The sequence below is a fragment of the Alistipes sp. dk3624 genome (genome assembly GCF_009557455.1).
GTDB lineage: Bacteria > Bacteroidota > Bacteroidia > Bacteroidales > Rikenellaceae > Alistipes_A > Alistipes_A hominis.
This window is the reverse complement of record NZ_CP045651.1, coordinates 676,966-700,638: the sequence shown is the minus strand read 5'-3', so window position 1 is coordinate 700,638 and position 23,673 is coordinate 676,966. Positions and strand designations below refer to the sequence as shown.

The window sequence follows — 23,673 nt, the reverse complement described above, 5'->3', positions numbered from 1 at the left end:
ATAAAGGTTTTAGTTTGGTTGGTTATGTCGGTTATTTAACGAATTTAGCTGCGCTGAGGTATTCGGCGCTCTTTTCGGCGCACTCCATCGGCGGGATGTCGTTGGCTTCGATCTCCACGTAGTAAGCTTCGAGCCCCTGTTTGTAGGCGGCATTGAAGATCGCTTCGAAGTCGATGGTCTGGCTGGCTCCGATGACATTGTCGTCCTTGATGTGCAACAGCGGGAAACGCCCTGCGTATTTCTGGATGTAAGCCGACGGGTTGACGCCGCCCTTGCTGGCCCAGTAAACGTCCAGTTCGAACATCACTTTCTCGGGATCGGTATGTTCGAGCAGGTAGTTCTCGATCACGTATCCGTCCTGTTTGTTGAATTCGTGGGCGTGATTGTGGTAGCCGAATTTCAAGCCGGCGGCATTGGCGATGGCTCCCACCTTGTCGAAGTATTCGCAGGTTCTTTTCAGATCGGCTTCCGTCTTCCCGAAATCGATGCCCGGCAGTACGATGTACTTGCCGCCGACGGCAGCCTGCGCGTCGCAAGCCTGCTTCCACCAGTCTTCCCATCCGGCGTCGTATCCGCGGCCGAGGTGCGCTCCGGTGACCCGGATGCCGACGTCTTCGGCCATCTTGCGGAATTCGGCGGGCGTGCGGCCGTAGAATTTACCGTCTCCGTATGAAGCGGTTTCGGCGGTCGAATAACCCATGTCCGATATTTTTTTCAACGATCCGGCGGCGTCTTTGCCCATATCGCCCCCGATCGAATAGAGCTGGAGCCCGATCGTTTTTTTCTTCCCGGCGGCGCTTCCGCTTTGGGCGGCCGACAGGGTCGCTTCGGGAAACAGGGAACCGCCGACCATGGCTCCGGCGGTCAGCAACATTGATTTCTTGAGGAATTCTCTTCTGTCCATAATGGTTTCAAATATTTAGGTTTTGTTTTAAAGTTAGCAAGTTAAGTCGGGTCGTTGAAACTATCAGGCCTTTAACCTATATACATATAGTTGTGTAAAGGTATAAAAAAAAGTTTTTGATGCAAAAAATATTTCGGCATTAATTTAATAAATTTAAAAACGGACTTTTCTCCGGCCGGCGGAATTTCCGTTTCATATGCGGGATACGGTTCTGCGGGCCGGCGGGCCGGAACATTCGTTCCGGAAAGCGCAAACGTAAAAAACGCAGGCGTTTCGCGGCGGATGCCGGATGCCTGCGTCGTTTTTCGTACGGAGATCGTTAACGGATGTCTATCTCGACTACTTTACTGCCCGGAAGATCGGGAACGTACAGTTTTTTGCCGTCGGTCGACAGCCGGGCCGGCCCTTCGATTCCGACGCCCGGAGTCAACAGTTCGGTCTTTCCCGTTCCGAGATCGTAATAGCCGACTTCCGAATCGACCCAATTGGTGAAATACAGGCGGCTCCCGTCGCCGCTCAGCGCGAGGCCGTCGTACTGTCCCGGACGGTCGAACAACTTGGTGGCTACCGGAGTGGATATGTTGTCGATGCGGTAGATCACGTTATCCTGCGTGGTGACGCCGTCCGGCGGATACGATGCGATATACATCGTGTCGCCCCGGATGACGATCCCGTTCGCTCCGGGTACCGTCACGTAGGGTTTCAGTCCCGCGGTGTCGAGCTGCGACGGCCGGGCGACGTTCAGCGCGTAGATGCTGCCGGTGTTGGTCACCGTCACGTAAAGGGTGTTCCCGTGCAGGGCCATGTCGTTGACAAACAGTTCGCCTTCGGGGAACGGAACGATTTTCGGCTTCTCGTTCGGCGCGGCGAGGTTGTAGACCGCCATTTTGCCGACGTCGGCGATGAACAGGTAATCGTCTTTTACGAGCAGTCCCTTGGGCGCCGACAGCGTGCCGTCGGCCGGAATCAGCACCCGCGAAACCGTGTCGGTGAATTCGAGGATATAGCCTTTACCCTCGGTGTTCAGCGGATTGAACTCGTCGGAGCCGAAGCTGCCGACCAGCAGTTTGCCGTCCAGCGGCAGCGTGGCTTCGCAGAATACGATCTTATCGGTGAGAACGGGCGTTGTCGGCGTTTTTTCTGCGGACGAGCAGGCGACAGCCGCTACGGCAACCGCCGCAAGGGAAATGCGCTTTTTCATAACTTTTATTTTTCGGTAAACGGTTCGTATTGCGAAAACAGATTTCGGAAGTCTTCGTGCTGTGCGGCCAGGTAGGTGTTGAATCCCAGCGAAGCGGCCGTTCGGATGTTGGCTTCGGAGTCGTCGATGAACAGGCTTTCGGCAGGTAGGATACCCGATTCGTCGATCATTTTCCGGTAAATCTCCGGATACGGTTTCACCAGCTTCATCCGGTAAGAGAGGAACAACCGGTCGAAATAGGCGTCGATGGTCAGCCCCTGTTGTTTGAAGCGGTGTTCCATCATGAAGCGCATCATGATCGGGTTCGTATTGCTGAGCATGAAGACCCGGTAGCCCTGCCGGCGCAGGTCGAGCAGCATGTCGAGCTTGTACTGCGGCAGGTCGAGCAGGAAACTGCACAGCGCGTCGTCGATCGCCTGCGGGTCGACCGGGCGTCCGATTTCCCGGATGATCGCGTCGTGGAAATCTTCGGGGCGGATCTCCCCGCGTTCGAGTTGCAGCAGCACGCCGGACTGTTTGTACGGATTGATGAATTCGGCGGCGTTCATACAGCCGATCTGTTCGAATTTGCGGACGGTCGCTTCGATGCTGTAATTGATCAGTACGCCGCCCAGGTCGAATATGATGGTTCTTATCTTTTTCATTTGGATTATTCGCTGTTACCGGACAAAGATAGGAAATTTCGAAATAATTCATATATTTGACTTTCGGTAAACCGTATAGACAAAGACGTCATGAGCCGCAACGTGTTCGTTCGTATTTTCCGTTTCTACCGGGATGGTTTTCGCGAGATGACCAGCCTGGGGCGGACATTGTGGGCGGTGATCCTCGTCAAGCTGTTTATCATGTTCGCGATCCTGCGGCTGTTCTTTTTCCCGGACGTGATGGGGAAATTCGACACCGACCGGGAGCGGAGCGAGTATATGATGGAACGATTGTTGAATACAAATCATTGATATTATGATTCTTACTGCAAATGAGTTGGCGGAGGTGGTGGATTGGTCGCGGGCCCAGTTTGCGATGACGGCCATCTACCATTGGCTGTTCGTGCCGCTGACCCTCGGGCTGGGTTTCATCTGCGCCATCATGGAGACCGTTTACTACCGTACCGGCGATCCGTTCTGGAAACGGACGGTCAAGTTTTGGATGCGCATTTTCGGGATCAATTTCGCGATCGGCGTGGCCACCGGACTGATCCTCGAATTCGAGTTCGGGACGAACTGGTCGAATTACTCCTATTTCGTCGGCGATATTTTCGGAGCGCCGCTGGCAATCGAAGGAATTATGGCCTTTTTTCTGGAAAGTACGTTCATCGCCGTGATGTTTTTCGGCTGGAATAAGGTGTCCAGAGGTTTTCACCTTACGGCGACCTGGCTGACGGCCATCGGCGCGAACCTGTCGGCGTTGTGGATTCTGGTGGCCAACGCGTGGATGCAGTATCCGGTCGGAACGGCCTTCAACCCCGAAACGGCCCGCCAGGAGATGACCTCGTTCTGGGATGTGCTGTTTTCTCCGGTGGCGATTAACAAGTTTTTTCATACGGTGACTTCGGGTTATGTGGTGGCCGCCGCGGTGGTTATCGGTATCAGCGCCTGGTTCCTGTTGAAAAAACGCGAGCGGAAGATGGCCCGCAAAAGCATGGCGATCGCTTCGTGGTTCGGCCTGTCCGCTTCTCTATTGTTGGCGATGACCGGCGACGGATCGGCCGTACAGGTGGCCCGGACGCAACCGATGAAACTGGCGGCGATGGAAGCGCTCTACGACGGTAAGAAAGAAGCCGGACTGGTCGCGTTCGGGATATTGCGTCCGGAAGTGAACGACCGGGAGCTGATCATGTCCAACGAAAGCGCTTTTTATTTCAAACTGGAGATCCCCAAGATGCTGTCGCTGCTGAGTTTTCGGGATGCGGATGCCTATGTCCCGGGCATTAATGACCTTGTATACGGCAATTTCGATCCGTTGATCACTCCGGTCGGCGTGAAGATGGAAGCCGGGCGGGAGGCTGTGCGGGCCATTGAAGATTATCGGGAGGTCATGGCCGGGGGCGATGCGGTCGCCAAAGCCCGTTACAAGGCCCGATTCGATCCTCAGACGGAAGAGGGGGCCAGGTTTTGTAGCTGGGAACTGAAATATCTCGGTTACGCATACCTGAAAAATCAGACGGACGTGATTCCGAATGTGCCGCTGGTGTTCTATTCGTTCCGCGTTATGTTCATGCTGGGCGTCTATTTCATTCTGTTTTTCGCCGGGGTGCTTTTCTTCGTGTACCGGAAGGAACTGTACGACAGGCGGTGGTGGTTCCGCGTGATGATGTGGTCGGTTCCGCTGGCCTATTTGGCTTCGGTTTCCGGATGGATCGTCGCGGAGGTCGGTCGGCAGCCGTGGACGATCCAGGATTTGCTGCCTGTTTCTGCGTCGGTGTCGGATATCGCTCCGGGGCCGGTCAAGGCGACCTTCTTTATCTTCCTCGCACTGTTTACGGTGCTGTTGATCGCCGAACTGATGATCATGTTCAGGCAGATCAAAATCGGGCCTAAACCGGCGGAAACGGCGGCCGAAAACGAATTGACGGAATAAAAAAGAGCGATTTTATGGATACGGTATATATTTTTCTGCAACACTACTGGTGGTTTATCATTTCGTTGCTCGGCGCGCTGCTGGTGTTTCTGCTGTTCGTGCAGGGCGGCCAAGGGATGCTCTACCTGATCGGGCGTACCGATACGGAACGCAACCTGATCGTCAACACGCTGGGACGTAAATGGGAGTTGACTTTCACGACGCTGGTCACGTTCGGCGGCGCGTTCTTCGCATCGTTCCCGCTGTTTTACAGCACGAGTTTCGGCGGCGCGTTCTACGTGTGGATGTTGATCCTGTTGGTTTTCGTAATCCAGGCGGTAGCCTATGAATTCCGGCGCAAACCGTCCAATTTCCTTGGCGAGAAAACTTACAACTGGTTCCTGCTGATTAACGGCGTGCTCGGAGCCTTCCTACTCGGAACGGCCGTGGCGACGCTGTTCACCGGCGCTCCGTTCACGGTCGACCGCGCCAACTTCGGCAATCTGGAAGGTTTCAATACGATTTCGCGTTGGTCCACTTCCTGGTACGGGTTGGATGCGCTGGCCGATCCGCGCAACATCCTGCTCGGCTTGGCGGTGCTGTTCTTGTCGCGGGTGCTCGGCCTGCTCTATTTTATGAACAGCATCGACGACGAAACGATTTTCGCGCGATCGCGGCGTTACCTGAAGTGGAATGCGGGGCTTTTCCTGTTGTTCTTCCTGCCGTTTCTGCTGTTGCTGCTGCTGTCGGAAGGCGCAGCGGTCGATCCCGTCTCCGGCGTGATTTCCGTCGAGCCGTACAAATACCTGCACAACCTGCTGGCCATGCCGCTGGTGCTCGTCGCACTGCTGGCCGGCGTGGTCGGGGTGCTATGGGGTATCGGAGTCGGTATTTTCAGAGGGTGTCGCTGCGGGATTTGGCCTGCCGGAGCGGGAACCGTACTGACGGTGCTCGCGCTGCTGCTGACCGCCGGATACAACCATACGGCCTATTATCCGTCGCTCACCGACCTGCAGAGTTCGTTGACGATCTACAACAGTTCTTCGAGCCGGTTCACGCTTTACGTGATGGCGATCGTGTCGATACTCGTCCCGTTCGTGGCGGGGTACATCTGGTACGTATGGCGCGCGATGGGCCGTAAACGCATCTCCGAACAGGAACTGCAAGAGGAGGGCGACCATCTGTATTGATTTGCGGGCCGTTCGGCCCGGATCGCTGATACCCGAAAGAGGCCGCATTCGGATCGGATGCGGCCCCTTTCGGATTTCCGGTCGGAAATCTCGTTTTGTCAGTATATCAGCGAATCGGGCAGCACGGGCGTGCCGCCTGCCTGAGTACAGACGAAGGCGGCGGTTTCGGTCGCCCGACGGTGCGCTTCGTGTAGCGGCCGGCCCTGCAGGATGCCTGCGACGAAGGCGGCGGTGAACGAGTCGCCTGCGCCGACCGTGTCGGCGACTTCGACCTTTGCAGTTTCCATGACGGAAAAGTCGTCCGGGGCCGTCACCCGGCTGCCCCGGCTGCCGAGCGTGTAGACGATGTACCGCAGGTCGTAGCGTTGTCGGAGTTGTTCCAGTTGGCTGTCGGCATCCCCGTGCAGCGACAGCATCCCCGCCACGACGGGCAGTTCGTCCTCGTTCAGTTTCAGGATGTCGGCCTGTTCGAGCGAGGCGCGGACGGTCTCTTCGCTGTAAAAATCCTGCCGCAGGTTGATGTCGAACACTTTGAGACACTGCTTATTCACATGCGACAGCAGTTTTCGGATCGTCGCGGCGGACGTTTCGCCGCGTTGCCCGAGCGTACCGAAACATACGGCGTCCAACTGCGGAGCCAGTCGTTCGAGTCCTTCGTTCCATGCGATGAAATCCCAGGCTACCGGCTTGTGGATCGTGTACGACGGAACGCCCCGCGCGTCGAGCCGCACGTCGACGGTGCCGGTCGGATAGTCGTTTTGCTGTACGTATGCGGTGCCGAGCTGAGCTTCCTGGAGCTTTTCGAGAATTTGGAGGCCATACGGATCGTTGCCGACCGCGCTGACGACTGCCGACCGGCAGCCGAACTGCGCCGCATGGAATGCGAAGTTGAGCGTCGCTCCGCCCAGTTGCTTGCCCGAAGGCAGCAGGTCCCACAGGAGTTCCCCGACGCCTGCTATGGTGAATGTCTGTTTCATACCTGCAAATTTAGCAATCCGCGAGGGAACTGCAAGCGTCGGCCGACTTTTCTGTTTACCGGTTTTTGCGGTAGCTCAGCACGGCCCATAAGTTGATCGTCACCGTGAAGACGGCCAGCGCTGAGAACTGCGTCAGCAGATCGGCGAATCCGCTCCCTTTGAGGTAAATCATTCGCATGATCTGGATGAAGTACCGCAGCGGATTGAACAGCGTGATCTTTTGCGCCCAGCCCGGCATGCTACTGATCGGGGTGAACAGTCCGCTCATCAGAATCAGCACGATCATGAAAAAGAACATCACGAACATTGCCTGCTGCATCGTGTCGGAAGTGTTCGATACGAGCAGGCCGAGGCCCGACACGGTCAGCACGTACAGCGCCATCCCGGCGTAGATCGTCAGCAGGTTGCCCGCCGGTACGAGCCCGTAGACGAGCCATGCCAATACGAAACTGATCGACAGCACGACGAATCCGATTACCCAATACGGAATCAACTTGGCGAGGATGAACTGGAATTTGCCGACCGGCGACACGTTGATCTGTTCGATCGTCCCGATCTCTTTTTCGCTGACGATGTTCAGCGCCGGCATGAATCCGCAGACGATCGTCAGCAGCATTACCATGAGCGCCGGAACCATATAGACTTGGTAATTCAAATGCGGGTTGAACTTGTACTGCGGGGTGATCCGAACGGCCGGCGCGGCCGAAATCCGAGACTGCGCGGCGGTTTCGTTGCGCAAGTCGGCCGAGAAGTCGTTCACGATGGCCGTGAGGTACGAACTGCCCAGCCCCCCCTTCGTTCCGTTGACCGCATTGGCCGCAATGAGCACCTGCGCGGCGCCTTCGGTAGTCAGCCTGCGTTCGAATTTTTCCGGGATTTCGAGGATGATGTCGGTTTGTCCCGATTCGACGCCTTTCATCGCTTCTTCGTACGAGGACGCGACGTCGACGAGGTTGAAATAGGCCGACGCCGAGGCTTTTTCGGTCAGTCGCCCGGAGTAGGCCGAGCGATCGTTGTCGACGACGGCCAGGTTGATGTTGCGTACCTCCATACTGGCCGCCCACGGCAGTACCAGCATTGTCAGGCACGGCATGAACAAGATCAGCCGGGGCAGGAACGAGTTGCGGCGGATCTGTTTGAACTCTTTTTCGATCAGGTATTTCAACATGGCTATTCGAGTCTGTATTTGAATTTCTTAAGACTTACGACGACCAGCACGACGGCCATTGCGCTGAGGATCGCCACCTCTTTGAGCGCGTAGGTGATGCCGAGTCCTTCGATCATCACTTTTTTGACCGCTTCGATGTACCAGCGCGCCGGGATAACGGCCGACAGTCCCTGTAATACGCCCGGCATACTTTCGATCGGAAACATCATGCCCGAGAGCAGCGTGGTGGGCATCATCAGCACCATCCCCGAAGCGAGCATCGCGGCTACCTGCGTTTTGACGAGTGTCGAGATCAGCAATCCGAGCGCCAGTGCCGTGATGACGAACAGCAGTGAGATCACCGACAGCCAGAACAGGCTGCCCGCTACCGGAACCTGCAGGATGTAAACCGCTACGAGAATGATCGTCGCCAGGTTTACGGCCGACAGCGCGAGGTAGGGGACGGCTTTGGCGAGGATGATGTAGATCGGTCGCATCGGCGACACGAGCAGCACTTCCATCGTTCCGCGCTCTTTTTCGCGAACGATCGAAATGGCCGTCATCATCGCGCAGATCAGCATCAGGATCATACCCATCACGCCCGGCACGAAGTTGTACGCCCCTTTCATCTGCGGATTGTACAGCAGTTTCACTTCCGGAACGATTTGTAGCGGGGCGGGGGTGCCGGCCGAAAGCTCGGCCTGGTATGCGGCCAGGATGTTCGATGCGTAACTTGTCACCAGCGTCGCGGTGTTCGGGTCGGTTCCGTCGCAGATCAACTGGACGTTCCCCGTTCCGCCGTGCAGCAGGTTTTGTTGGAAATTCTCCTCGAAGACCAGCGCGAGGTCGGCCCGGTTCGAACGGAACGCTTCCTCGATCTGTTGCGGGGTGCGGAGCGTTTCGACCAACGAGAAGTAGCGGTTTGCGTCGAAACGCTCTACGATCCGCCGTGTGGCGTCATCGTTCGACGGGTCGTAGACGGCCAGCCGGACGTTGTTGACGTCTGTCGAGATAGCGAATCCGAACAGGATGATCTGCACGATCGGCATTACCAGCAGAATCAGCACCGTGCGGCTGTCGCGCAGGATGTGGCAGAACTCTTTATAGACGAAAGACAGAAATTGTTTCATGGCGTTATTCTCCCCGTTTAGCTTCGCGGGCGAGGCGGTGGAACACCTCGTCCATATTCGGCGCGTCGAAAGTTCGTTTCAGGTTGGCCGGAGTATCCAGCGCCCGGATCGCCCCGTCGACCATGATCGAGACGCGGTTGCAGTACTCCGCCTCGTCCATGTAGTGCGTCGTGACGAAAACCGTGATGCCCCGTTCCGACGCGTCGTAGATCAGCTCCCAGAACTGCCGCCGCGTAGCCGGATCGACCCCTCCGGTCGGCTCGTCGAGGAAGACGATGCGCGGCTCGTGGAAGATCGCTACCGAGAAAGCCAGTTTCTGCTTCCAGCCGAGCGGCAGTGCGCTCACCAGCGTGTTGCGTTCTTCGGCGAATCCGAGCCGGCGCAGCACCCGGTCGGTCTTTTCGGCGATCTGCCGGCTTCCCATGCCGTAGATGCCGCCGAACAGCCGGATGTTTTCCCACACTTTCAGGTCTTCGTACAGCGAAAAGCGCTGGCTCATGTAGCCGATGTTGCGTTTGATCTGCTCGCTTTGGCGCACGATGTCGAACCCGGCGACCGTACCGCCGCCCTCGGTCGGGCGGCTCAGGCCGCACAGCATCCGCATTGCGGTCGTTTTGCCGGCGCCGTTCGCGCCGAGGAATCCGAAGATCTCGCCGCGCCCGACCTCGAAACTGATGTGGTCGACCGCCGTGAAGCTGCCGAACCGCTTGGTCAGTCCTTTCGTTTCGATTACTTTATCATTCATTGGTACGGTCCAGTTTCATGTAACAATCTTCGATACCCGGTTCGATCGCCTCGATCCGCAGATTGCGGTATCCTTCCGCGGTCAGGTAAGCGGCCAGTTGCTTTTCGGTCAGCGTCGCGTCGGGCGTCGCGTGGTGCGTGTCGCCGAACGCGAAGGCTGAGGTGATCTGCGGATGACGGCGCAGCGTTTTCAGCATGGCCGGCATCCGGTCGCCCGATACGGCCCACAGCCGCTCTCCGAATTTTTCGATGATGCGTTTCGGCGTGTCTATATCGAGGAACCGGCCGCCGCGGATCAGCGCGATCCGGTCGCAGCGCGACGCCTCGTCCATATAGGGCGTCGATACGAGGATCGTGATGCCCTGGCAGCGCAGTTTGGCGAGCATCTCCCACAGTTCCTTGCGCGATACCGGGTCGACGCCGGTCGTCGGCTCGTCGAGGAACAATATCGACGGTTTGTGGATCAGCGCGCAACTGAGCGCTAGTTTCTGCTTCATCCCGCCCGAAAGCGCTCCGGCCCGCCGCGTGCGGAACGGTTCGATCTGACTGTAAATGTCGCGGATCAGGTCGTAGTTCGCCTCGATGGTCGTCCCGAAAAGCGTTGCGAAAAAGCGCAGGTTCTCTTCGACGCTCATGTCCTGGTACAGCGAGAACCGTCCCGGCATGTAACCGACCCGCCGCCGGATCTGTTTGTAGTCGGCCGCCACGTCGAGTCCGTCGACCGTCGCCCGGCCGCTGTCGGGCAGCAGCAACGTCGTCAGGATGCGGAACAGTGTCGTCTTGCCGGCCCCGTCTGGGCCGATAATTCCGAAGATCTCGCCGCGTTGCGCATCGAAGCTCACTCCGCGCAGCGCTTCGATGCGCCCGTAGCTTTTCGTGAGGTCGCGTATGGTTACTGCGGAAGCCATTATTCGGAGAATTTGACGTCGGCGTACATGCCGATTTTCAGCAGGCCGTCGTTGTGGACGGCGATTTTGACCGGATAGACCAGGTTCGCGCGTTCGTCGCGGGTCTGGATCGTTTTCGGCGTGAACTCGGCTTTGTCCGAGATCCAGATCACTTCGCCGTCGTATTCGCGGCTGCCTTTGTCGCCCGAATCGGCGAACACGCGCACCCTGTCGCCGAGTTTCAGGCCTGTCAGTTGGCCCGATGTGATGTAGGCGCGGAGTTCCATGCGATCGACGTCGGCGATCTTGAACAGCGGTTTGCCTTGGGCGGTCACTTCGCCCGTTTCGGCGTATTTGACCAGTACCGTCCCGTCGATCGGGTTTACGATGCGGCATTTGGCGAGCTGGTCTTCGATCTGAGCCACCTGGATTTCGATGGCCGAGCTCTCTTCGTTGACGCCGCGGTTGCTGTTTTCGAGCGTCGAGAGCTGCGCTGCGAGCTGTTTTTCGAGTACGGCGATCTGCGCGTCGATATCGTCCAGTTGTTTGGTGTTCGCGGCGTCGGCTTTCAGCAGGTTTTCGACGCGCCGTTTTTCGCGCTGCTGCGTGGCGATCTGCTGTTGCGTGGCGGCGATCTGTTTGCCGATGTCGGACGTGCGGCTGCGCGTCGCCCCGAGCTGTTTTTGGAGTTGCAGCTTTTTCAGGTAGAGCTGGACGCTGTCGACCGTGCCGACGGTTTGTCCGGCCGCGAGCCGCCGGCCTTCTTCCACGCCGAACGAAGTAATTCGTCCGTTGGCTTCCGAGGATACGATCACTTCGGTCGCCTCGAACGTCCCGGAGGCGTCGTAACCGTTTTTATTGCCGCCGCAGGCCGTCGCCCCGGCGCAAAGCGCGAGAATCAGAAATCGTTTCATATCAGTTGTTGGTTATATTTTTCAGGTTGTATGTCGTCATGATCAGTTGCATCCGGTGCAACGCGCGGTTCTGCCGCGCCGTTTCGGCTTTGGTTACTTCCTGCATGTAGTCGGTAACGCTCATCGTGCCCTCCGCGACCTTCGCCTCCGACGCGCGTTTGATATTGTCGCGCAGCGCTACGATCCGGTCGTCGTCGGAGAGCGTGCGGCGGTATTTTTCGAGTTCGCTTTGCGAGGATTCGACCTGCTGGTTCGTATTGAACAGGAACGTTTCGCGTTGTGTGCGGAGCGCGTTGCGCGCGACGTCTATCTTGGCCGCGTCGCTTTTATGCGTGTAATAATTGCCGAAATTCCATGAAAACCGCACGCCGCCGATCGCGAATGCTTTGAATTTGTCTTGCAGCATGTTCAGTCCCGGTTTGCCGTAGGCTCCCTGTACGAACAGACCGAGGGTCGGGCGGTTCCGGGCGTTCAACTGTTTCAGTTGGGCGTCCAGCAGCGTGTTGCGGGCGTCGAGCAGGCGCAGCTCCGGACGGTTCACGTCGGTAGGCGCCGGCTCGCTTCCGACTTCCGGGCAGATCAGTTCGGCGCTGTCGGCGTTTTCGCCGATGAAGGCTCCCAGCATCTGCCGGTACGCGCGGTTGGTCGCTTCTAGCGAGACGCGCTGCTGTCGGTTCGAGAGCTGTTCGACCTGCACCGCGTCGAGGTCGGCTTGGTTGGCGACCCCGTTCTCGATGAAGCTGCTTATTTTGCGGTAGTTGCGTTCGAGCTCCTCGTCGTACAGCCGGTTCAGTTCCAGTTGTTCCTCGGTCAGTAGAATGCCGAAGAACAGCGAATTGACCCGTTCGCGGATCGCGTACATATCGACCTGCTGCTGTTGCAGGTCGACTTCGGCGGACGCTTTGACATTCTGTTTTTTCGCACGGATGTTCCCGCCGTCCCAGATTACCTGGTTCACCTCGGCTACGACCTGATACTGGTCTTTGCTGAGGGTCGGGATGTCGATGCCCGGCAACGAGAACGGGATTTTCGTCACGTCGGTCTGGTAAGAGGCTTTGGCCGACAGCGACAACTGAGGCAGGTAGCCTTTGTTGGCGTTTTCCAGGTCGTACTGTTCCGATTGTCGGATCAGTCCGTACTGGGCCACGAGCGGATAGTTGGCCTGCGCTTTCTGCTGGCAGGCGTCGATGGTCAGTTGCGCCTGTGCCGGCAAAGTTCCGAAACCGACGGCCAGCAGCAGGATGGATCGGATTATTTTCATCGTTTTACTGAATTTATGCATGAGTGAAGTGAAGGTTTTCCGATGTTTTACGGCTTGAGGCTTTGCAGGATGATTTTCACGTTCTCCTCTTTGCGGTGCTCGAGGAAGCCGTCCATCGCTTCGTCCGTCAGGCCGAGAATGTTCTGCAGTACCGGTCGGACCAGGAACGTGGCGAGATTCAGCGACAGCGCGCTGAACATCAGGTCGAGCGCATTGGTTTCGCGGACTCGTCCCTGCGCGATCTCTTTTTGCAGATCTTGTTCGAATGTAGCGTAAACGCTCAGCGGCAGTTCGCCGATGCTGTCGCGCAGCGATGCGATCCGTTCCGGGTTCGTCGTGATCTCGTTGATGACCAGAAAGGGGATTTTCGGATTCTTTTTCAGGATTTCGAAATGCGCTTCGATTTTGCGCCGCAGTTTCTCTTCGAAAGTTCCGCCTTCCCGGTCGATCGAAAATATGTTCGAGATCAGCATCCGTATTTTCTGTTCGAAAATTTTCTCGAAAAGGTTCTCTTTCGTGCGGAAATAGTAATGAACGAGCGCCTGGTTGCAGCCCGCTTCCCGGGCGATCTCGGTCGTTGAGGTCAGTGCGAACCCTTTGTCGAGGAACAGCCGTTCGGCCGCCCGCAGGATCGCCTGTTCCATCGGTTCGGTTTCGTTTTTCGCCGTTTTTTCCGTCTGTTTCATGTGTTAATAGTTTAATTTAATATATCTATTAATACCGCAAATGTAGGAATAAATACGAACCTTGCAAATTTCAACGCTGTTTTTTTGTGGATAAATCGTTCAATGTATTTATAATGAATGCTTTGAATCTGTGTGTTTCCGGGCTCTACGCAAACGGGCCGGAATATGTGCCGGCAGCCGGCAAACGGCGCGACTTACCGTATTTCAGGTTTCCGAAATCGTCGTCCGGTCTGTTGCAAGAATCAGACCTATATTGCTTTCTCGGGCCTTTTCGCTTTTGAACCGAGGCCGTTGCGGGTGTTGCGACCGGGGTTCTTCGCGTAAAAACGGAGCGGTAAGGCGGCCGGCGGAATTGCCGGAAAAATTTCTTTTAGTTATATTTGAAAGTACCCGGTCGGACGCATCGGGCGTTCTAACGTTATTCTATCGTTTATGAAAAGGTTTTTTTTGTGGTCGCTGACGCTCTTTTCGTTCGTTTTCGGAGCGGGCGTATGCAGCGGCGCTGCGGGCGGCGGAATCCGTCTGGACAAGGCGGCGTTTATGATCGACAGCGGGGATAAGATGAAAATCCGCCTGGCGGAGGCTCCTGCCGGCGGCGTGCAGTGGACGTCGAGCGATGAAAAGGTGGCGACGGTTTCCCGGAGCGGCGTGGTGACCGGCGTTTCGAAAGGCGATGCCGTAATTACGGCTTCAGCGGCCGGTTCGAAAGCCGAATGCATCGTGTCGGTCGGTTACGAGGGACAGAATCCGATCCTGCCGCCGACGTGGGGACTGTTTATCGCCGACGGCGAGCCGCACGTTTTCGACGGACGGATGTATATTTTCGGGTCGCGGGACGTGACGAACGGTTTTCTGCCGAACGGCGAACGGGATTTCTGTTCGACCGACTACCATGTGATCTATTCCGACGACCTGATCCACTGGACGGACGCGGGCGTCAGCATCTCGATCGACAGTATTCCGGCGGAGATCCGCGGAAATACGCGGCGGCTGTGGGCGCCGGACGTCTTCAAAAGCCCGACCGAAAAAGACAAGTATTACCTGCTGTTTTGCGGCAACGGCCAGCCGGTGTATATCGCCGAGGGGACGAGCCCGACAGGGCCTTTCGGCAACGTCCGACTCGTAACGCTGAACGGCGAGCCCATCCCGCAGATCGATCCGGGCGTACTGGTCGACGATGACGGCAAGGTGTACCTGGCGAGTCCGAAATTCTTTATCTGCCGGCTCGACCCGTCGGACTACTCGCGGGTGATGCCCGAAACCTGCCGCGACGTGACGCAGTATATGCCGGTCGGCGACGAGCCGTTCGAAGGGCCTTCGCTGCGGAAACGCAACGGCATTTACTATTACATCTATATTCAGAATAAAGGCAATATCGAACGCGACGGCGCGGTTCCGACGCTGATGGGGTATATGACGGCCGAAAATCCGCTCGGCCCGTATACCTACCGCGGCGTGATCGTTACCAATTACGATTATCCGGCTTCCGGAAACATACACGGCTCGATCGAACCGTTCGACGGACAGTGGTACGTGTCGTACCATATGCCGGTGTCGGAGCTCGGTCTGACCCGTGCCGCCTGCCTCGACCGGATCGAATTCGACGATGACGGGACGATCCGGCGGGCCGAGCCGACTTCGTCCGGCGTAAAGGGCTGTTTCGTACCGGGCGAACGGATCCGCAGCTCCAGCGGGGTCGTCTATTCGGGCGGCCGTAACGACCGCAGGCTGGTGACGCGGCGCGAGCCGACCGCCAATCCGTATGTTTTCCGGTATGTCGGTTATCCGTACACTTTTTACAACGAGCCGGGACAGTGGATCGGATACCGTTTTATGGATTTCTCACCGGAAATTTCGACAGTCGGCATGAGCGTCTGCACCGAAGCCGCCGGCGGGTCGCTCGAAATTCGCCGGGGCTCTGCGGACGGGGAGTTGATCGCCGCCGTCGATCTGCCGAATACCGACGGCGAATGGAAGAAGGTCGAAGCCCCGGCTTCCGTAACCCGCGACGGGAAGGATGCGTTCTATATCTTTCTGAAGACGAAGCCCGGCAGCGGGGATGTTCGGGTCGATTGGCTGGAATTCGGCGCGCGGCGGTAATTTTTTCGACGGACGACCTCTGTCCGGCAACCGGCGTATTCGGCCGGAATATATCTTATGAAAACGCTCCCGTTGCGAACAGTTTCTTCGCAACGGGAGCGTTTGGCGGAAGCGCGTTTCGGTCAGCTCTTTTTGGCCAGCGAGAACAGGAATTCGAGTCCCCCTTCTTTCCGGTTTTTGGCCGAGATGCGTCCTTTGTGGTACAATACCGAGTTGCGGACGATCGACAGTCCGAGTCCCGATCCTCCGTTTTTGCGACTCCGACCTTCGTCGACCCGGTAGAAACGGACGAATATTTTTTCCAGATCGGCCTCCGGTACGCCGCAGCCGTTGTCGTGGAACGAGAAGTAGTAGAAATCGTCGTCCTCGGCGTATTGCTCGATCGTGATCGTGACGCCTTCGCCGGCGTAATTGACCGCATTGTCGGTCAGGTTCCAGAAGATCGAGTAAAGCAGCGTGTGGTTTCCTTCGACCGTCGTTCCGCGGCCGATGCGGTCGACGATCTGCACGCGGTGAGCGTCCAGCGTATTTTTATGGTCGGCGATCACCTCTTCGACGACCTGTTTCAGGTCGACCGGTTTGCGCTCGAACAAGTCGGTCGCCTCTTCGATCTTGGTGATCAGCGCGACGTCGCGGATCAGGTCGGACAGTCTCAATGCCTGGGTATAAGCCCGGTCGAGAAAGAAGCGCTGTTTGTCCGGACTGATCTCGTGCTGTTGCAGCAGGGTTTCGAGGTATCCCCGGATGCTGGTGACGGGGGTTTTCAGTTCGTGCGCGATGTTGTTGGTCATCTCCTGTTTCAGCAGCCGGTTTTTCTCCTGCGCGGTGATGTTATCGAGCGTGATTTCGAAACTGTTGTCGTTGAAAATCAGCAGCCGGACGGCGAAATGACGGCCTTCCCGGGTAAGCTTGGTTTCGTAGATCGGGATCGAGGCCGACTGCGGGTTGACCGGCCGGTGCCGTTGCAGGAATTCGCGCAGGTCGCCGAAATCTTTGGCCCGGAGAATTGCGGTCGCGTCGGAGGTCGGTTCGTCGAGGATCGTGTTGAGGTGCTGTATGAAGTGCGAGTTCGCATAAATTTTGTCTCCGTCCGGCGAAAAGATGCAGATTCCCTCGTCCGAATAGTGGAAGTGGCGGATCAGTTTTTCACGTTCCGTATCGAGCAGGTTGCGGCTTTCGCGCAGCAGCCGGTAATTGGTGACGATGCGGTTGCCTATCTCGCCGAGTTCGGTATCCGGGAATCTGACCTTGTCGAAATCGGGACGGTTGTTCTCGGTCGAGACCAGAAAGTCGCGCAATCCGCTGACCGCCTTGCCGAAACGGTCGGACAGGTACAGCAACGAGATCAGCGCGACAAAGAAAAGCAGCAACATGAAATAAAGAAAGAAATCGTCCGCTTTCAGGCTCAGTTTCGCCGCGTTGTCGTAAGGCAGCGCCACCCGGACGAAATCGTTGCCGAACAGCCGCGCATAGTAATAATAAGTTTTTCCGGTGGTTGCCGAGTGCCGAATGTGGCTTCCGCCGCCGCGGATCAGCGCTTGGGCGATTTCGGGCCGCGACAGGTGGTTCTCGACGATCGGTTTTCCGTCGGAGCCGTTGTCGAACAGCACGTTGCCGCGCCGGTCGATGATGCTTATCCGCAGATCCCGGGGCAGCAGCGGCAGCAGGCTGTCAAGCCGGGACATCGAATCCGGAGCGGTCAGATGGTTTTCGGCGATGTATTTCGAGATCAGCGTCGCGTAAACGTCCATTCCCCGTTTGAACTCGTCGTTTCTGAAGGTTCGTTCGCGGTTTTGCTGGACGAAGACGACGATCGCCGCGAAAACGGCGAATACGATCAGGAAGTAAAAAAACAGTTTTTTTCGATAGCTCAGGCGCATCATGGCGGTATCGGTTATCGGGTTAAAATTCGATGCAGTATCCATATCCGGAACGGTTCGTCAGGCGTTCGCCGAACGTTCCCAGTTTTTTGCGCAGCCGTGTGATGTGCACGTCTACGGTGCGTTCGAGCACGTAGGACTCCTTTTTCCAGACGCGTTCGAGAATATCCTCCCGCGAAAAAACCTTGTTCGGAGTCCGCGCCAGCGTCATAAGGATTTCGAACTCCTTTTTGGTCAGCAGGATGTGTTCGTTGCCGAGCGTCGCGCTCTTGGTTTCGGGATCGATCGTCAGTTCGCCCAGTTCGATCGTACGGTTCGTATCGGCCGGCGCTGCGGCGCTCCGTTTCAGCACGGCCTTTACGCGGGCCGTCACTTCCTTGATCGAGAACGGTTTCGGAATGTAGTCGTCCCCTCCGAGGCTGAATCCGGTGAGCAGGTCGTTTTCGGTGTCCTTGGCCGTCAGGAAGACGATCGGAACTTGCAGTTTCTGCTCCTTGCGCACCTTTTCTGCCATCCGGAATCCCGACATCCCTTCCATCATCACGTCCAGCAGGATCAGGTCGTAGCCGTCCGGCAGCATTTTCAGGGCCTGCTCGGCCGATTCGGCCGTTTCGACGGCGAACCCTTCGCATTCGAGGTTGAAGCGCAGGATCTCGCACAGATCCTGTTCGTCGTCCACGACCAGTATTTTCTCGCGTTTTGCCATTTTTACAACAGGTTTTTGTCCGTGTGCTTGATGTCTTTCCCTTCGGTAACGAAAATCACCGCCTCGGCGATGTTCGTCGCCTGGTCGCCGATGCGTTCGAGGTTGTTCGCGATGCCGAAAACCGACAGCATCCCTTCCATCTCTTCGGCCGTCAGCGTCCGCTGGGTTCCCGTGCTTTTCAACTCGCCGGAAATCCGCCGCCACCATTCGTCCACGCGGTCGTCGCTGCGGATCACTTCGCGCGCCAGCCGTTCGTCGCTGCAGTTCATCGCAAAAATAACGTTTTTCACCATATCCGCCGCCAGGTCGAACATTTTGAGCAGTCCGTCGCTTTTGCGGCGGTACAGTCCGGTGCTGACGGCCGTGCCGCCGGTGAATTCGTAGACGTTGTGGATCAGGTCGCCGATGCGCTCCAGATTCGAGGTCGTATCGTAGCAGGCCATGATGATCCGCAGGTTCGAGGCGCGCGGCGCGTGCAGTACGATCACGTTGACCACTTCGTCGCGGATCGAGACTTCCAGGCCGTCGATCGCGCTTTCGTTGCGGTTCAGTTCGTCGCGCAGTTCGGCGGACGAATTTCCCGCGAGCAGTTGCCGGGTGATGGAGAGTTGTCTCAGGATGAGTTCGGTCAGCCGGTCGAACTGGTCGCCTACCGGTTTTAAAACGGTGTCTTTCAATCGGTTCATAATAGGTGTGTTTTTATCCGAACTGGCCGGAGAGGTACTCTTCGGTCCGTTTGTCTTTCGGTGTGGTGAACAGGTTTTGCGTGCGGCCGGATTCGACCAGCTCGCCGAGGTACATGAACAGCGAGTAGTCCGAGATACGCGCCGCCTGCGCCATATTGTGCGTTACGATAACGATCGTGAACTCTTTTTTCAGTTCGAGCATCAGCTCTTCGACGCGGTGCGTCGCGATCGGGTCGAGCGCCGAGGTCGGTTCGTCCATCAGCAGCACTTCGGGTTTCAGCGCGATCGCGCGGGCGATGCACAGCCGTTGCTGCTGTCCGCCGGAGAGGAATCCTCCTTTGCGGAACAGCGAATCGCGCACTTCGCTCCAGAGTCCGACGCTCGTAAGGCTCGTTTCGACGATCTCGTCCTTCTGCGCTTTCGACAACCGGATGCCGTTCAGCTTGTATCCGGCCAGCACGTTGTCGTAAATGCTCATCGTCGGGAACGGGTTCGGCCGCTGGAACACCATGCCGGCCATCCGTCTCACCTCCATCGGATTCATTTTGAATATATTTCGTTCGTCGAGCAGGATTTCGCCCGTTACGCGGATGTCCGGATAGAGCTCGTGCATACGGTTGATCGCCCGCAGCAGCGTGCTTTTACCGCAGCCCGACGGGCCCATGATCGCCGTGATCGTCCGTTCGAGGATGCCCGTCGTGACGTGTTTCACGGCCAGTTTTTCCGGAGTGTAGGCGACCGACAGGTCGTTTATTTGCAGTTTCAGATTTTCCATTTTGCAGCGATTCGTTTGGCAATGATATTCAGCACCAGCGTCAGGATCAGCAGCAGCAGCGAGCAGCCCCAGATCAGGTCGACGAGGTTCGGATCGTTGTAGAACTCCCAGATCAGCAGCGGAACGGCCGAAGTGGGGTGCAGCGGGTCGAAGTTCAGCGTTGCGCAGCCCAGCGCGGTCAGCATCAGCGGGGCGGTTTCGCCCATCGCCCGCGATACGGCCAGCAGGATGCCGGTGAACATCCCGCCGAAAGCCGACGGCACCAGAATACGCATCACGACCGAGCGGTAAGGCGCTCCGAGCGCCAGCCCGGCTTCTTTCAGCGGTGAAGGCAGCATATTCAGCGTCTCCTCGGTCGAGCGGACGATCAGCGGCAGCATGATTCCGGCAAGCGCCACGCTGCCGGCCAGCATCGAGTAACTGCCCAGCGGTACGACGATCCAGGCGTAGGCGATGATCCCGATCACGATCGACGGGGTGCCTTGCAGCAGTTCGGTCAGAAAACGTACGATGCCTGCGAACGCCGTTTTACGCTTTTCTGACAGGTAAACTCCTGCGAGAATCCCCGACGGGATCGCGATCAGCGCCGCGATCAGCGTCATCGACAGCGTGCCGAGGATGCCGTTCGCGATGCCTCCGGGGATCGACTCGCCGGCCGTTTTGGCCAGCATCGCGTCCAGCGTGCTCGGCGCGTTCTCGGTGAAGAACGACAGCGAGATCTGCCGGTATCCCTTGCGCACCACTTCCCAGATGATCAGCAGCAGCGGGACGGCCGTGAGCAGCGAGAATCCGCAGACCACGTAGAAGAACGCCCGTTCTTTCGCCTTGCGGAACCGCGTCCGCGATTTAGGAACCGTTATCGTCATAGTTATCGGAATTTACGAAGAATGAGCCGCCCGATCAGGTTGATTACGGCGGTGATAATGAAAAGCAGCAGCCCGATGGCGACGAGCGAGCTGAGCTTCAGCCCGTCGGCCTCGCCGAACTGGTTGGCGATGACGCTGGCCATCGTGTTGCCGGTGGCGGTCAGGCCGGTCGGAATCAGGTTCGTGTTACCGATCAGCATCGTGACGGCCATCGTCTCGCCGAGCGCACGCCCGAGCGCCAGCACGTAACTGGCGAAAATACCCGACCCGGCGACCGGAAAGACGACGCGGCGGATCACGTCGAGCCGCGTTCCGCCGAGGCTGTACGCTCCTTCTTTCAGTTCGCGCGACACCATCGAGATAAACTCCGAACTGAGCGACGCGGCATACGGGATCACCATGATCGCCAGTACGACCGATGCGGTCAGGATGCCGAATCCCTGCGACGACAGTCCCAGGTCGACGATCACCGGCCGGATCACGTAGAATCCCCACAGCCCGTAGACGATCGACGGGATGCCGGCCAGCAGGTCGATCACCGTACCGATTACTTTCGCGATCCGCCGGCCCCGGAAATATTCGCCGGTGAAAAGGGCGACCGGCAGCGACAGCGGAAGGCAGAACAGCATGGCCAGCAGCGAAGTCAGCACGGTCCCCGCGATGAACGGCAGCGCCCCGTAGCTTTCGGAGCCGGTCTTCGGGTTCCAGTCCGACGAGGCGATGAAGCGGAAAAAGCCGAAATGGTCGAACGCCGGCGCCGCTCCGCTGATCAGCGAGTAGAACATTCCCCCGCAGATCAGTATGATGGCGGCCGCCGCCGCCAGCAGCAGTCCTTTGAAAATACGGTCGCGTGCGGCTGTGCGGATCATTACTTCAGCAGTTTTTCTCCTTTATACGTAACTGTGCCCAGTTGTGCGCGCCCGTTGTCGATCACCTGTTGCGGCAGCGGGGCGTAATTGACCTTGCCGGCCAGATCCTGCGCTTGGCTGCCGAGCATCCATCCGAGCAAGTCGACGAGGGCTTCGCTCTGTTCGCGGGTGCGCTTGTCGTAGCCTTGTTCCTTGTACAGCAGAATCCACGTAAAGCAACTGATCGGGTAAGCGTCCGCCGCGTCCGGATCGGTAATCATGCAACGCGTGTCGGTCGGCAGGTCGCCCGCGGCCGCTGCCGAGATGCTTTCGAGGGTCGGGTCGATGAAGCGGCCCGCCTTGTTTTGCAGGCTCGCGTAGCTGATATGCTGTGCAAAAGCGTATTCCGACCCGATGTAGCCGACGGCCCCTTCGGTCTGGCTGACTGTCCCCGATATGCCGGGATTGCCTTTGGCGGCGAGGCCGGCCGGCCATTCGAGCGATTTGCCGGCCCCGATCGTCTCTTTCCATGCGGGGCTTACTTTTGTCAGGTAATCGCTGAATACGAAAGTCGTGCCGCTGCCGTCGGAACGGTATACCGGATGGATCTCCAGATCGGGAAGCTGTACGCTGGGGTTGATCCCGCGGATGCGGGCGTCGTTCCAGCGGGTAATTTTACCCAGGTAGATATCGGCCACCAGTTCGCCGGTCAGTTTCAATTTTTCCACGCCCGGCAGGTTGTAGGCCATTACCACGGCGCCCATGCAGGTCGGGATGTGGATCACGCTGTCGGGCATCGCGGCCATTTCCGCATCGGTCAGGTAGGCGTCGCTGCCGGCGAAATCGACGATCCGGTCTTTCAGGCTGCGGATGCCGCCGCCGCTTCCGATACCGCCGTAGGAGACTTCCGCCGGAACGCTGTCGCGATAGGTCTTGAATGCAAGATTATAGTACGGCAGCGGGAACGTTGCGCCCGCGCCGGCCAGTTTTTCCCGGCCGCTCCCTTTCGGAGATTGTCCGCAGGCGGCCAGAACGGCGGCCAATGCGATGAGAATCAATTTTTTCACTTCTCGAAATTTTAGTCGTTAAATTGATGTTGCAATATTAGGGGTTTGTTGTTACGCTCCCGTTAAGCGATTGTTACGAAACGGTTACTTTGCGAAACGCCCTTTTTACGGCACTCTTTTCTAAGGCGTTGGTAATGCAAGGAACGGACCTCGGTTGACGGTTTTAGGTATCGGGGCTCTCTTTTTTCGCTTTTTCTGGGTATTTTTCCGCCGGGGCCGGTTTGCTACTTTTGCATCAAACGAAAAACAAATTTGGAAATGAAAGGAATATTTTACGGAAGCACTACCGGGACTACCGGTTCTTTGGCCGGCCGCATCGCGGAGGAGTTGGGAATCGCCGCGGCGGACGTGCACGATGTGGCCGGCGCGGCGGCGGATGCGGTTCAGCGTTACGATTGCCTGCTGCTGGGCTCCTCCACATGGGGATGCGGGGAGTTGCAGGACGATTGGTTCGGTTTTCTGGAAGGGCTCAAAGGGCAGGATCTGTCCGGGAAGAGCGTGGCACTGTTCGGATGCGGCGACAGCAGCATGTATCCCGATACGTTCTGCGACGCCGTCGGGATTCTGCGCGAGGAGCTCGCCGGGACGGGATGTCGGTTCGTCGGAGCCTACGCGCCGCAGAACTATTCCGTTACCGATTCGAAAGTGTGCGAGGACGGAAAGTTCGTCGGATTGGCTATCGACGAGGCGGACTCGGAAGCCGTTTCGTCGGAACACCTGAAGCAATGGATCGCGGTACTGAAAGAGGAAGGGGTATGAGCGAACAGGATTACGTCCGTTTCGGCGAACTGAAAATCTTCATGCACCAGATTTACGAATTCAAGAAAGGAGTTCGGAATCTGGTGCTCTGCACGATGTGCCCGACCTGCGCCGCGCTGGTGGCAGAACGGCTTCGGGGGCAGCGGATCGAGTACCTGATTCAGGAAGTGACGGACAATAAAGTGAACCTTTATTTCGGAAAACGCGCCTGTTTGGATGCGGTGCGGGCCTTTATCGACAAGCCGCTGAACCGGCTCACCCCGGAGCAGGATTTCATGCTGGGGGCCATGCTCGGTTACGATATCATCCAGCAGTGCGAACGCTTTTGCCGGCAGCGGAGCCGGTTCGCCCTATGACCGGCGGAGGCGGCGTGCCGGACTTCGCGTTTC

General features: G+C 57.6%; 24 protein-coding genes. 6 read left to right on the top strand and 18 right to left on the bottom strand.

Annotated features, from left to right (window positions below; translation table 11 throughout):
* Positions 1 to 31: 31 nt before the first annotated feature.
* From GFH31_RS02980 to GFH31_RS02970, 3 genes are all read right to left on the bottom strand, one after another.
* Entirely contained in the window at positions 32 to 904 is an 873-nt protein-coding gene (locus GFH31_RS02980) for a sugar phosphate isomerase/epimerase family protein (RefSeq protein WP_228385788.1), read from the bottom strand.
* A gap of 319 nt (positions 905 to 1,223) precedes the next feature.
* Positions 1,224 to 2,105 carry a hypothetical protein gene (locus GFH31_RS02975; protein WP_180951556.1) on the bottom strand — a complete coding sequence of 294 codons (882 nt, stop codon included), beginning with the start codon at positions 2,103 to 2,105 and terminating at the stop codon, positions 1,224 to 1,226.
* Positions 2,106 to 2,110: 5 nt separating this feature from the next.
* A complete protein-coding gene (locus GFH31_RS02970) occupies positions 2,111 to 2,749 on the bottom strand; it encodes an HAD family hydrolase (RefSeq protein ID WP_101572821.1) in 639 nt (212 codons plus the stop codon).
* A 90-nt stretch (positions 2,750 to 2,839) separates the two neighbouring features.
* Between GFH31_RS02970 and GFH31_RS02965 the strand changes: the two genes are divergently transcribed.
* The 3 genes from GFH31_RS02965 to GFH31_RS02955 are packed head-to-tail and all read left to right on the top strand — an operon-like array spanning position 2,840 to position 5,851.
* Positions 2,840 to 3,061, top strand: a complete 222-nt coding sequence (locus GFH31_RS02965; RefSeq protein WP_055204903.1) for a DUF4492 domain-containing protein — start codon at positions 2,840 to 2,842, stop codon at positions 3,059 to 3,061.
* A gap of 4 nt (positions 3,062 to 3,065) precedes the next feature.
* Complete coding sequence (locus tag GFH31_RS02960; protein ID WP_153498252.1) at positions 3,066 to 4,682, top strand: cytochrome ubiquinol oxidase subunit I; 1,617 nt, start codon at positions 3,066 to 3,068, stop codon at positions 4,680 to 4,682.
* A gap of 14 nt (positions 4,683 to 4,696) precedes the next feature.
* Positions 4,697 to 5,851 (top strand): cytochrome d ubiquinol oxidase subunit II, encoded by a 1,155-nt coding sequence (locus GFH31_RS02955; protein WP_055204908.1) that lies wholly within the window; start codon positions 4,697 to 4,699, stop codon positions 5,849 to 5,851.
* Positions 5,852 to 5,949: 98 nt separating this feature from the next.
* Here GFH31_RS02955 and GFH31_RS02950 read toward each other — a convergent pair whose 3' ends face one another.
* The 8 genes from GFH31_RS02950 to GFH31_RS02915 are packed head-to-tail and all read right to left on the bottom strand — an operon-like array spanning position 5,950 to position 13,597.
* On the bottom strand, positions 5,950 to 6,828 hold the full coding sequence (locus tag GFH31_RS02950; RefSeq protein ID WP_055204910.1) for a carbohydrate kinase family protein: 879 nt from the start codon (positions 6,826 to 6,828) through the stop codon (positions 5,950 to 5,952).
* 55 nt (positions 6,829 to 6,883) lie between these two features.
* Entirely contained in the window at positions 6,884 to 7,996 is a 1,113-nt protein-coding gene (locus GFH31_RS02945; protein WP_118457565.1) for an ABC transporter permease, read from the bottom strand.
* A gap of 2 nt (positions 7,997 to 7,998) precedes the next feature.
* Positions 7,999 to 9,105 (bottom strand): ABC transporter permease, encoded by a 1,107-nt coding sequence (locus GFH31_RS02940; protein WP_101572813.1) that lies wholly within the window; start codon positions 9,103 to 9,105, stop codon positions 7,999 to 8,001.
* Positions 9,106 to 9,109: 4 nt separating this feature from the next.
* The gene (locus tag GFH31_RS02935; RefSeq protein ID WP_118457567.1) at positions 9,110 to 9,850 is read right to left on the bottom strand and encodes an ABC transporter ATP-binding protein; all 741 of its coding nucleotides are present in this window, start codon (positions 9,848 to 9,850) and stop codon (positions 9,110 to 9,112) included.
* Positions 9,843 to 10,757 (bottom strand): ABC transporter ATP-binding protein, encoded by a 915-nt coding sequence (locus tag GFH31_RS02930; RefSeq protein ID WP_153498253.1) that lies wholly within the window; start codon positions 10,755 to 10,757, stop codon positions 9,843 to 9,845. Before GFH31_RS02930 ends, GFH31_RS02935 begins: the two co-directional genes overlap by 8 nt.
* Positions 10,757 to 11,650 (bottom strand): HlyD family secretion protein, encoded by an 894-nt coding sequence (locus GFH31_RS02925; RefSeq protein ID WP_101572809.1) that lies wholly within the window; start codon positions 11,648 to 11,650, stop codon positions 10,757 to 10,759. Before GFH31_RS02925 ends, GFH31_RS02930 begins: the two co-directional genes overlap by 1 nt.
* 1 nt (position 11,651) lies before the next feature.
* Positions 11,652 to 12,911 (bottom strand): TolC family protein, encoded by a 1,260-nt coding sequence (locus tag GFH31_RS02920; protein WP_101573152.1) that lies wholly within the window; start codon positions 12,909 to 12,911, stop codon positions 11,652 to 11,654.
* 47 nt (positions 12,912 to 12,958) lie between these two features.
* Positions 12,959 to 13,597, bottom strand: coding sequence for a TetR/AcrR family transcriptional regulator (locus GFH31_RS02915; protein WP_101572807.1), 639 nt, complete (start codon positions 13,595 to 13,597; stop codon positions 12,959 to 12,961).
* A gap of 432 nt (positions 13,598 to 14,029) precedes the next feature.
* Between GFH31_RS02915 and GFH31_RS02910 the strand changes: the two genes are divergently transcribed.
* Positions 14,030 to 15,697, top strand: a complete 1,668-nt coding sequence (locus tag GFH31_RS02910; protein ID WP_081032596.1) for a family 43 glycosylhydrolase — start codon at positions 14,030 to 14,032, stop codon at positions 15,695 to 15,697.
* A 122-nt stretch (positions 15,698 to 15,819) separates the two neighbouring features.
* Here GFH31_RS02910 and GFH31_RS02905 read toward each other — a convergent pair whose 3' ends face one another.
* Genes GFH31_RS02905 through pstS form a run of 7 tightly spaced genes read right to left on the bottom strand, consistent with a single transcriptional unit; the run spans position 15,820 to position 22,525 of the window.
* Positions 15,820 to 17,622, bottom strand: coding sequence for an ATP-binding protein (locus tag GFH31_RS02905; RefSeq protein WP_228385787.1), 1,803 nt, complete (start codon positions 17,620 to 17,622; stop codon positions 15,820 to 15,822).
* Positions 17,600 to 18,283, bottom strand: coding sequence for a response regulator transcription factor (locus GFH31_RS02900; protein WP_101572805.1), 684 nt, complete (start codon positions 18,281 to 18,283; stop codon positions 17,600 to 17,602). Before GFH31_RS02900 ends, GFH31_RS02905 begins: the two co-directional genes overlap by 23 nt.
* A 2-nt stretch (positions 18,284 to 18,285) precedes the next feature.
* Positions 18,286 to 18,969, bottom strand: a complete 684-nt coding sequence (locus GFH31_RS02895; RefSeq protein ID WP_055204928.1) for a phosphate signaling complex PhoU family protein — start codon at positions 18,967 to 18,969, stop codon at positions 18,286 to 18,288.
* Between the two features lie 13 nt (positions 18,970 to 18,982).
* Positions 18,983 to 19,744 (bottom strand): phosphate ABC transporter ATP-binding protein PstB, encoded by a 762-nt coding sequence (pstB, locus tag GFH31_RS02890; RefSeq protein WP_153498254.1) that lies wholly within the window; start codon positions 19,742 to 19,744, stop codon positions 18,983 to 18,985.
* On the bottom strand, positions 19,732 to 20,610 hold the full coding sequence (pstA, locus tag GFH31_RS02885) for a phosphate ABC transporter permease PstA (RefSeq protein WP_055204932.1): 879 nt from the start codon (positions 20,608 to 20,610) through the stop codon (positions 19,732 to 19,734). The genes pstB and pstA overlap by 13 nt, the downstream gene beginning before the upstream one ends.
* Before the next feature lie 2 nt (positions 20,611 to 20,612).
* Complete coding sequence (gene pstC, locus GFH31_RS02880) at positions 20,613 to 21,479, bottom strand: phosphate ABC transporter permease subunit PstC (RefSeq protein ID WP_055204934.1); 867 nt, start codon at positions 21,477 to 21,479, stop codon at positions 20,613 to 20,615.
* A complete protein-coding gene (gene pstS, locus GFH31_RS02875) occupies positions 21,479 to 22,525 on the bottom strand; it encodes a phosphate ABC transporter substrate-binding protein PstS (protein ID WP_153518033.1) in 1,047 nt (348 codons plus the stop codon). The genes pstC and pstS overlap by 1 nt, the downstream gene beginning before the upstream one ends.
* A 258-nt stretch (positions 22,526 to 22,783) precedes the next feature.
* On the opposite strand from pstS, the gene GFH31_RS02870 reads away from it, so the two are divergent.
* Both GFH31_RS02870 and GFH31_RS02865 read left to right on the top strand, forming a co-directional pair.
* Positions 22,784 to 23,284 carry a flavodoxin gene (locus GFH31_RS02870; protein ID WP_055204938.1) on the top strand — a complete coding sequence of 167 codons (501 nt, stop codon included), beginning with the start codon at positions 22,784 to 22,786 and terminating at the stop codon, positions 23,282 to 23,284.
* The gene (locus GFH31_RS02865; RefSeq protein ID WP_055204940.1) at positions 23,281 to 23,640 is read left to right on the top strand and encodes a DUF2023 family protein; all 360 of its coding nucleotides are present in this window, start codon (positions 23,281 to 23,283) and stop codon (positions 23,638 to 23,640) included. Before GFH31_RS02870 ends, GFH31_RS02865 begins: the two co-directional genes overlap by 4 nt.
* The last annotated feature ends 33 nt before the right edge of the window (positions 23,641 to 23,673 follow it).

Coding starts and splice junctions, on each gene's coding strand:
- GFH31_RS02980 (WP_228385788.1), bottom strand. CDS start 904: ATGGACAGAAGAGAATTCCTCAAGAAATCAATGTTGCTGACCGCCGGA.
- GFH31_RS02975 (WP_180951556.1), bottom strand. CDS start 2,105: ATGAAAAAGCGCATTTCCCTTGCGGCGGTTGCCGTAGCGGCTGTCGCC.
- GFH31_RS02970 (WP_101572821.1), bottom strand. CDS start 2,749: ATGAAAAAGATAAGAACCATCATATTCGACCTGGGCGGCGTACTGATC.
- GFH31_RS02965 (WP_055204903.1), top strand. CDS start 2,840: ATGAGCCGCAACGTGTTCGTTCGTATTTTCCGTTTCTACCGGGATGGT.
- GFH31_RS02960 (WP_153498252.1), top strand. CDS start 3,066: ATGATTCTTACTGCAAATGAGTTGGCGGAGGTGGTGGATTGGTCGCGG.
- GFH31_RS02955 (WP_055204908.1), top strand. CDS start 4,697: ATGGATACGGTATATATTTTTCTGCAACACTACTGGTGGTTTATCATT.
- GFH31_RS02950 (WP_055204910.1), bottom strand. CDS start 6,828: ATGAAACAGACATTCACCATAGCAGGCGTCGGGGAACTCCTGTGGGAC.
- GFH31_RS02945 (WP_118457565.1), bottom strand. CDS start 7,996: ATGTTGAAATACCTGATCGAAAAAGAGTTCAAACAGATCCGCCGCAAC.
- GFH31_RS02940 (WP_101572813.1), bottom strand. CDS start 9,105: ATGAAACAATTTCTGTCTTTCGTCTATAAAGAGTTCTGCCACATCCTG.
- GFH31_RS02935 (WP_118457567.1), bottom strand. CDS start 9,850: ATGAATGATAAAGTAATCGAAACGAAAGGACTGACCAAGCGGTTCGGC.
- GFH31_RS02930 (WP_153498253.1), bottom strand. CDS start 10,757: ATGGCTTCCGCAGTAACCATACGCGACCTCACGAAAAGCTACGGGCGC.
- GFH31_RS02925 (WP_101572809.1), bottom strand. CDS start 11,650: ATGAAACGATTTCTGATTCTCGCGCTTTGCGCCGGGGCGACGGCCTGC.
- GFH31_RS02920 (WP_101573152.1), bottom strand. CDS start 12,911: ATGAAAATAATCCGATCCATCCTGCTGCTGGCCGTCGGTTTCGGAACT.
- GFH31_RS02915 (WP_101572807.1), bottom strand. CDS start 13,597: ATGAAACAGACGGAAAAAACGGCGAAAAACGAAACCGAACCGATGGAA.
- GFH31_RS02910 (WP_081032596.1), top strand. CDS start 14,030: ATGAAAAGGTTTTTTTTGTGGTCGCTGACGCTCTTTTCGTTCGTTTTC.
- GFH31_RS02905 (WP_228385787.1), bottom strand. CDS start 17,622: ATGGATACTGCATCGAATTTTAACCCGATAACCGATACCGCCATGATG.
- GFH31_RS02900 (WP_101572805.1), bottom strand. CDS start 18,283: ATGGCAAAACGCGAGAAAATACTGGTCGTGGACGACGAACAGGATCTG.
- GFH31_RS02895 (WP_055204928.1), bottom strand. CDS start 18,969: ATGAACCGATTGAAAGACACCGTTTTAAAACCGGTAGGCGACCAGTTC.
- pstB (WP_153498254.1), bottom strand. CDS start 19,744: ATGGAAAATCTGAAACTGCAAATAAACGACCTGTCGGTCGCCTACACT.
- pstA (WP_055204932.1), bottom strand. CDS start 20,610: ATGACGATAACGGTTCCTAAATCGCGGACGCGGTTCCGCAAGGCGAAA.
- pstC (WP_055204934.1), bottom strand. CDS start 21,479: ATGATCCGCACAGCCGCACGCGACCGTATTTTCAAAGGACTGCTGCTG.
- GFH31_RS02870 (WP_055204938.1), top strand. CDS start 22,784: ATGAAAGGAATATTTTACGGAAGCACTACCGGGACTACCGGTTCTTTG.
- GFH31_RS02865 (WP_055204940.1), top strand. CDS start 23,281: ATGAGCGAACAGGATTACGTCCGTTTCGGCGAACTGAAAATCTTCATG.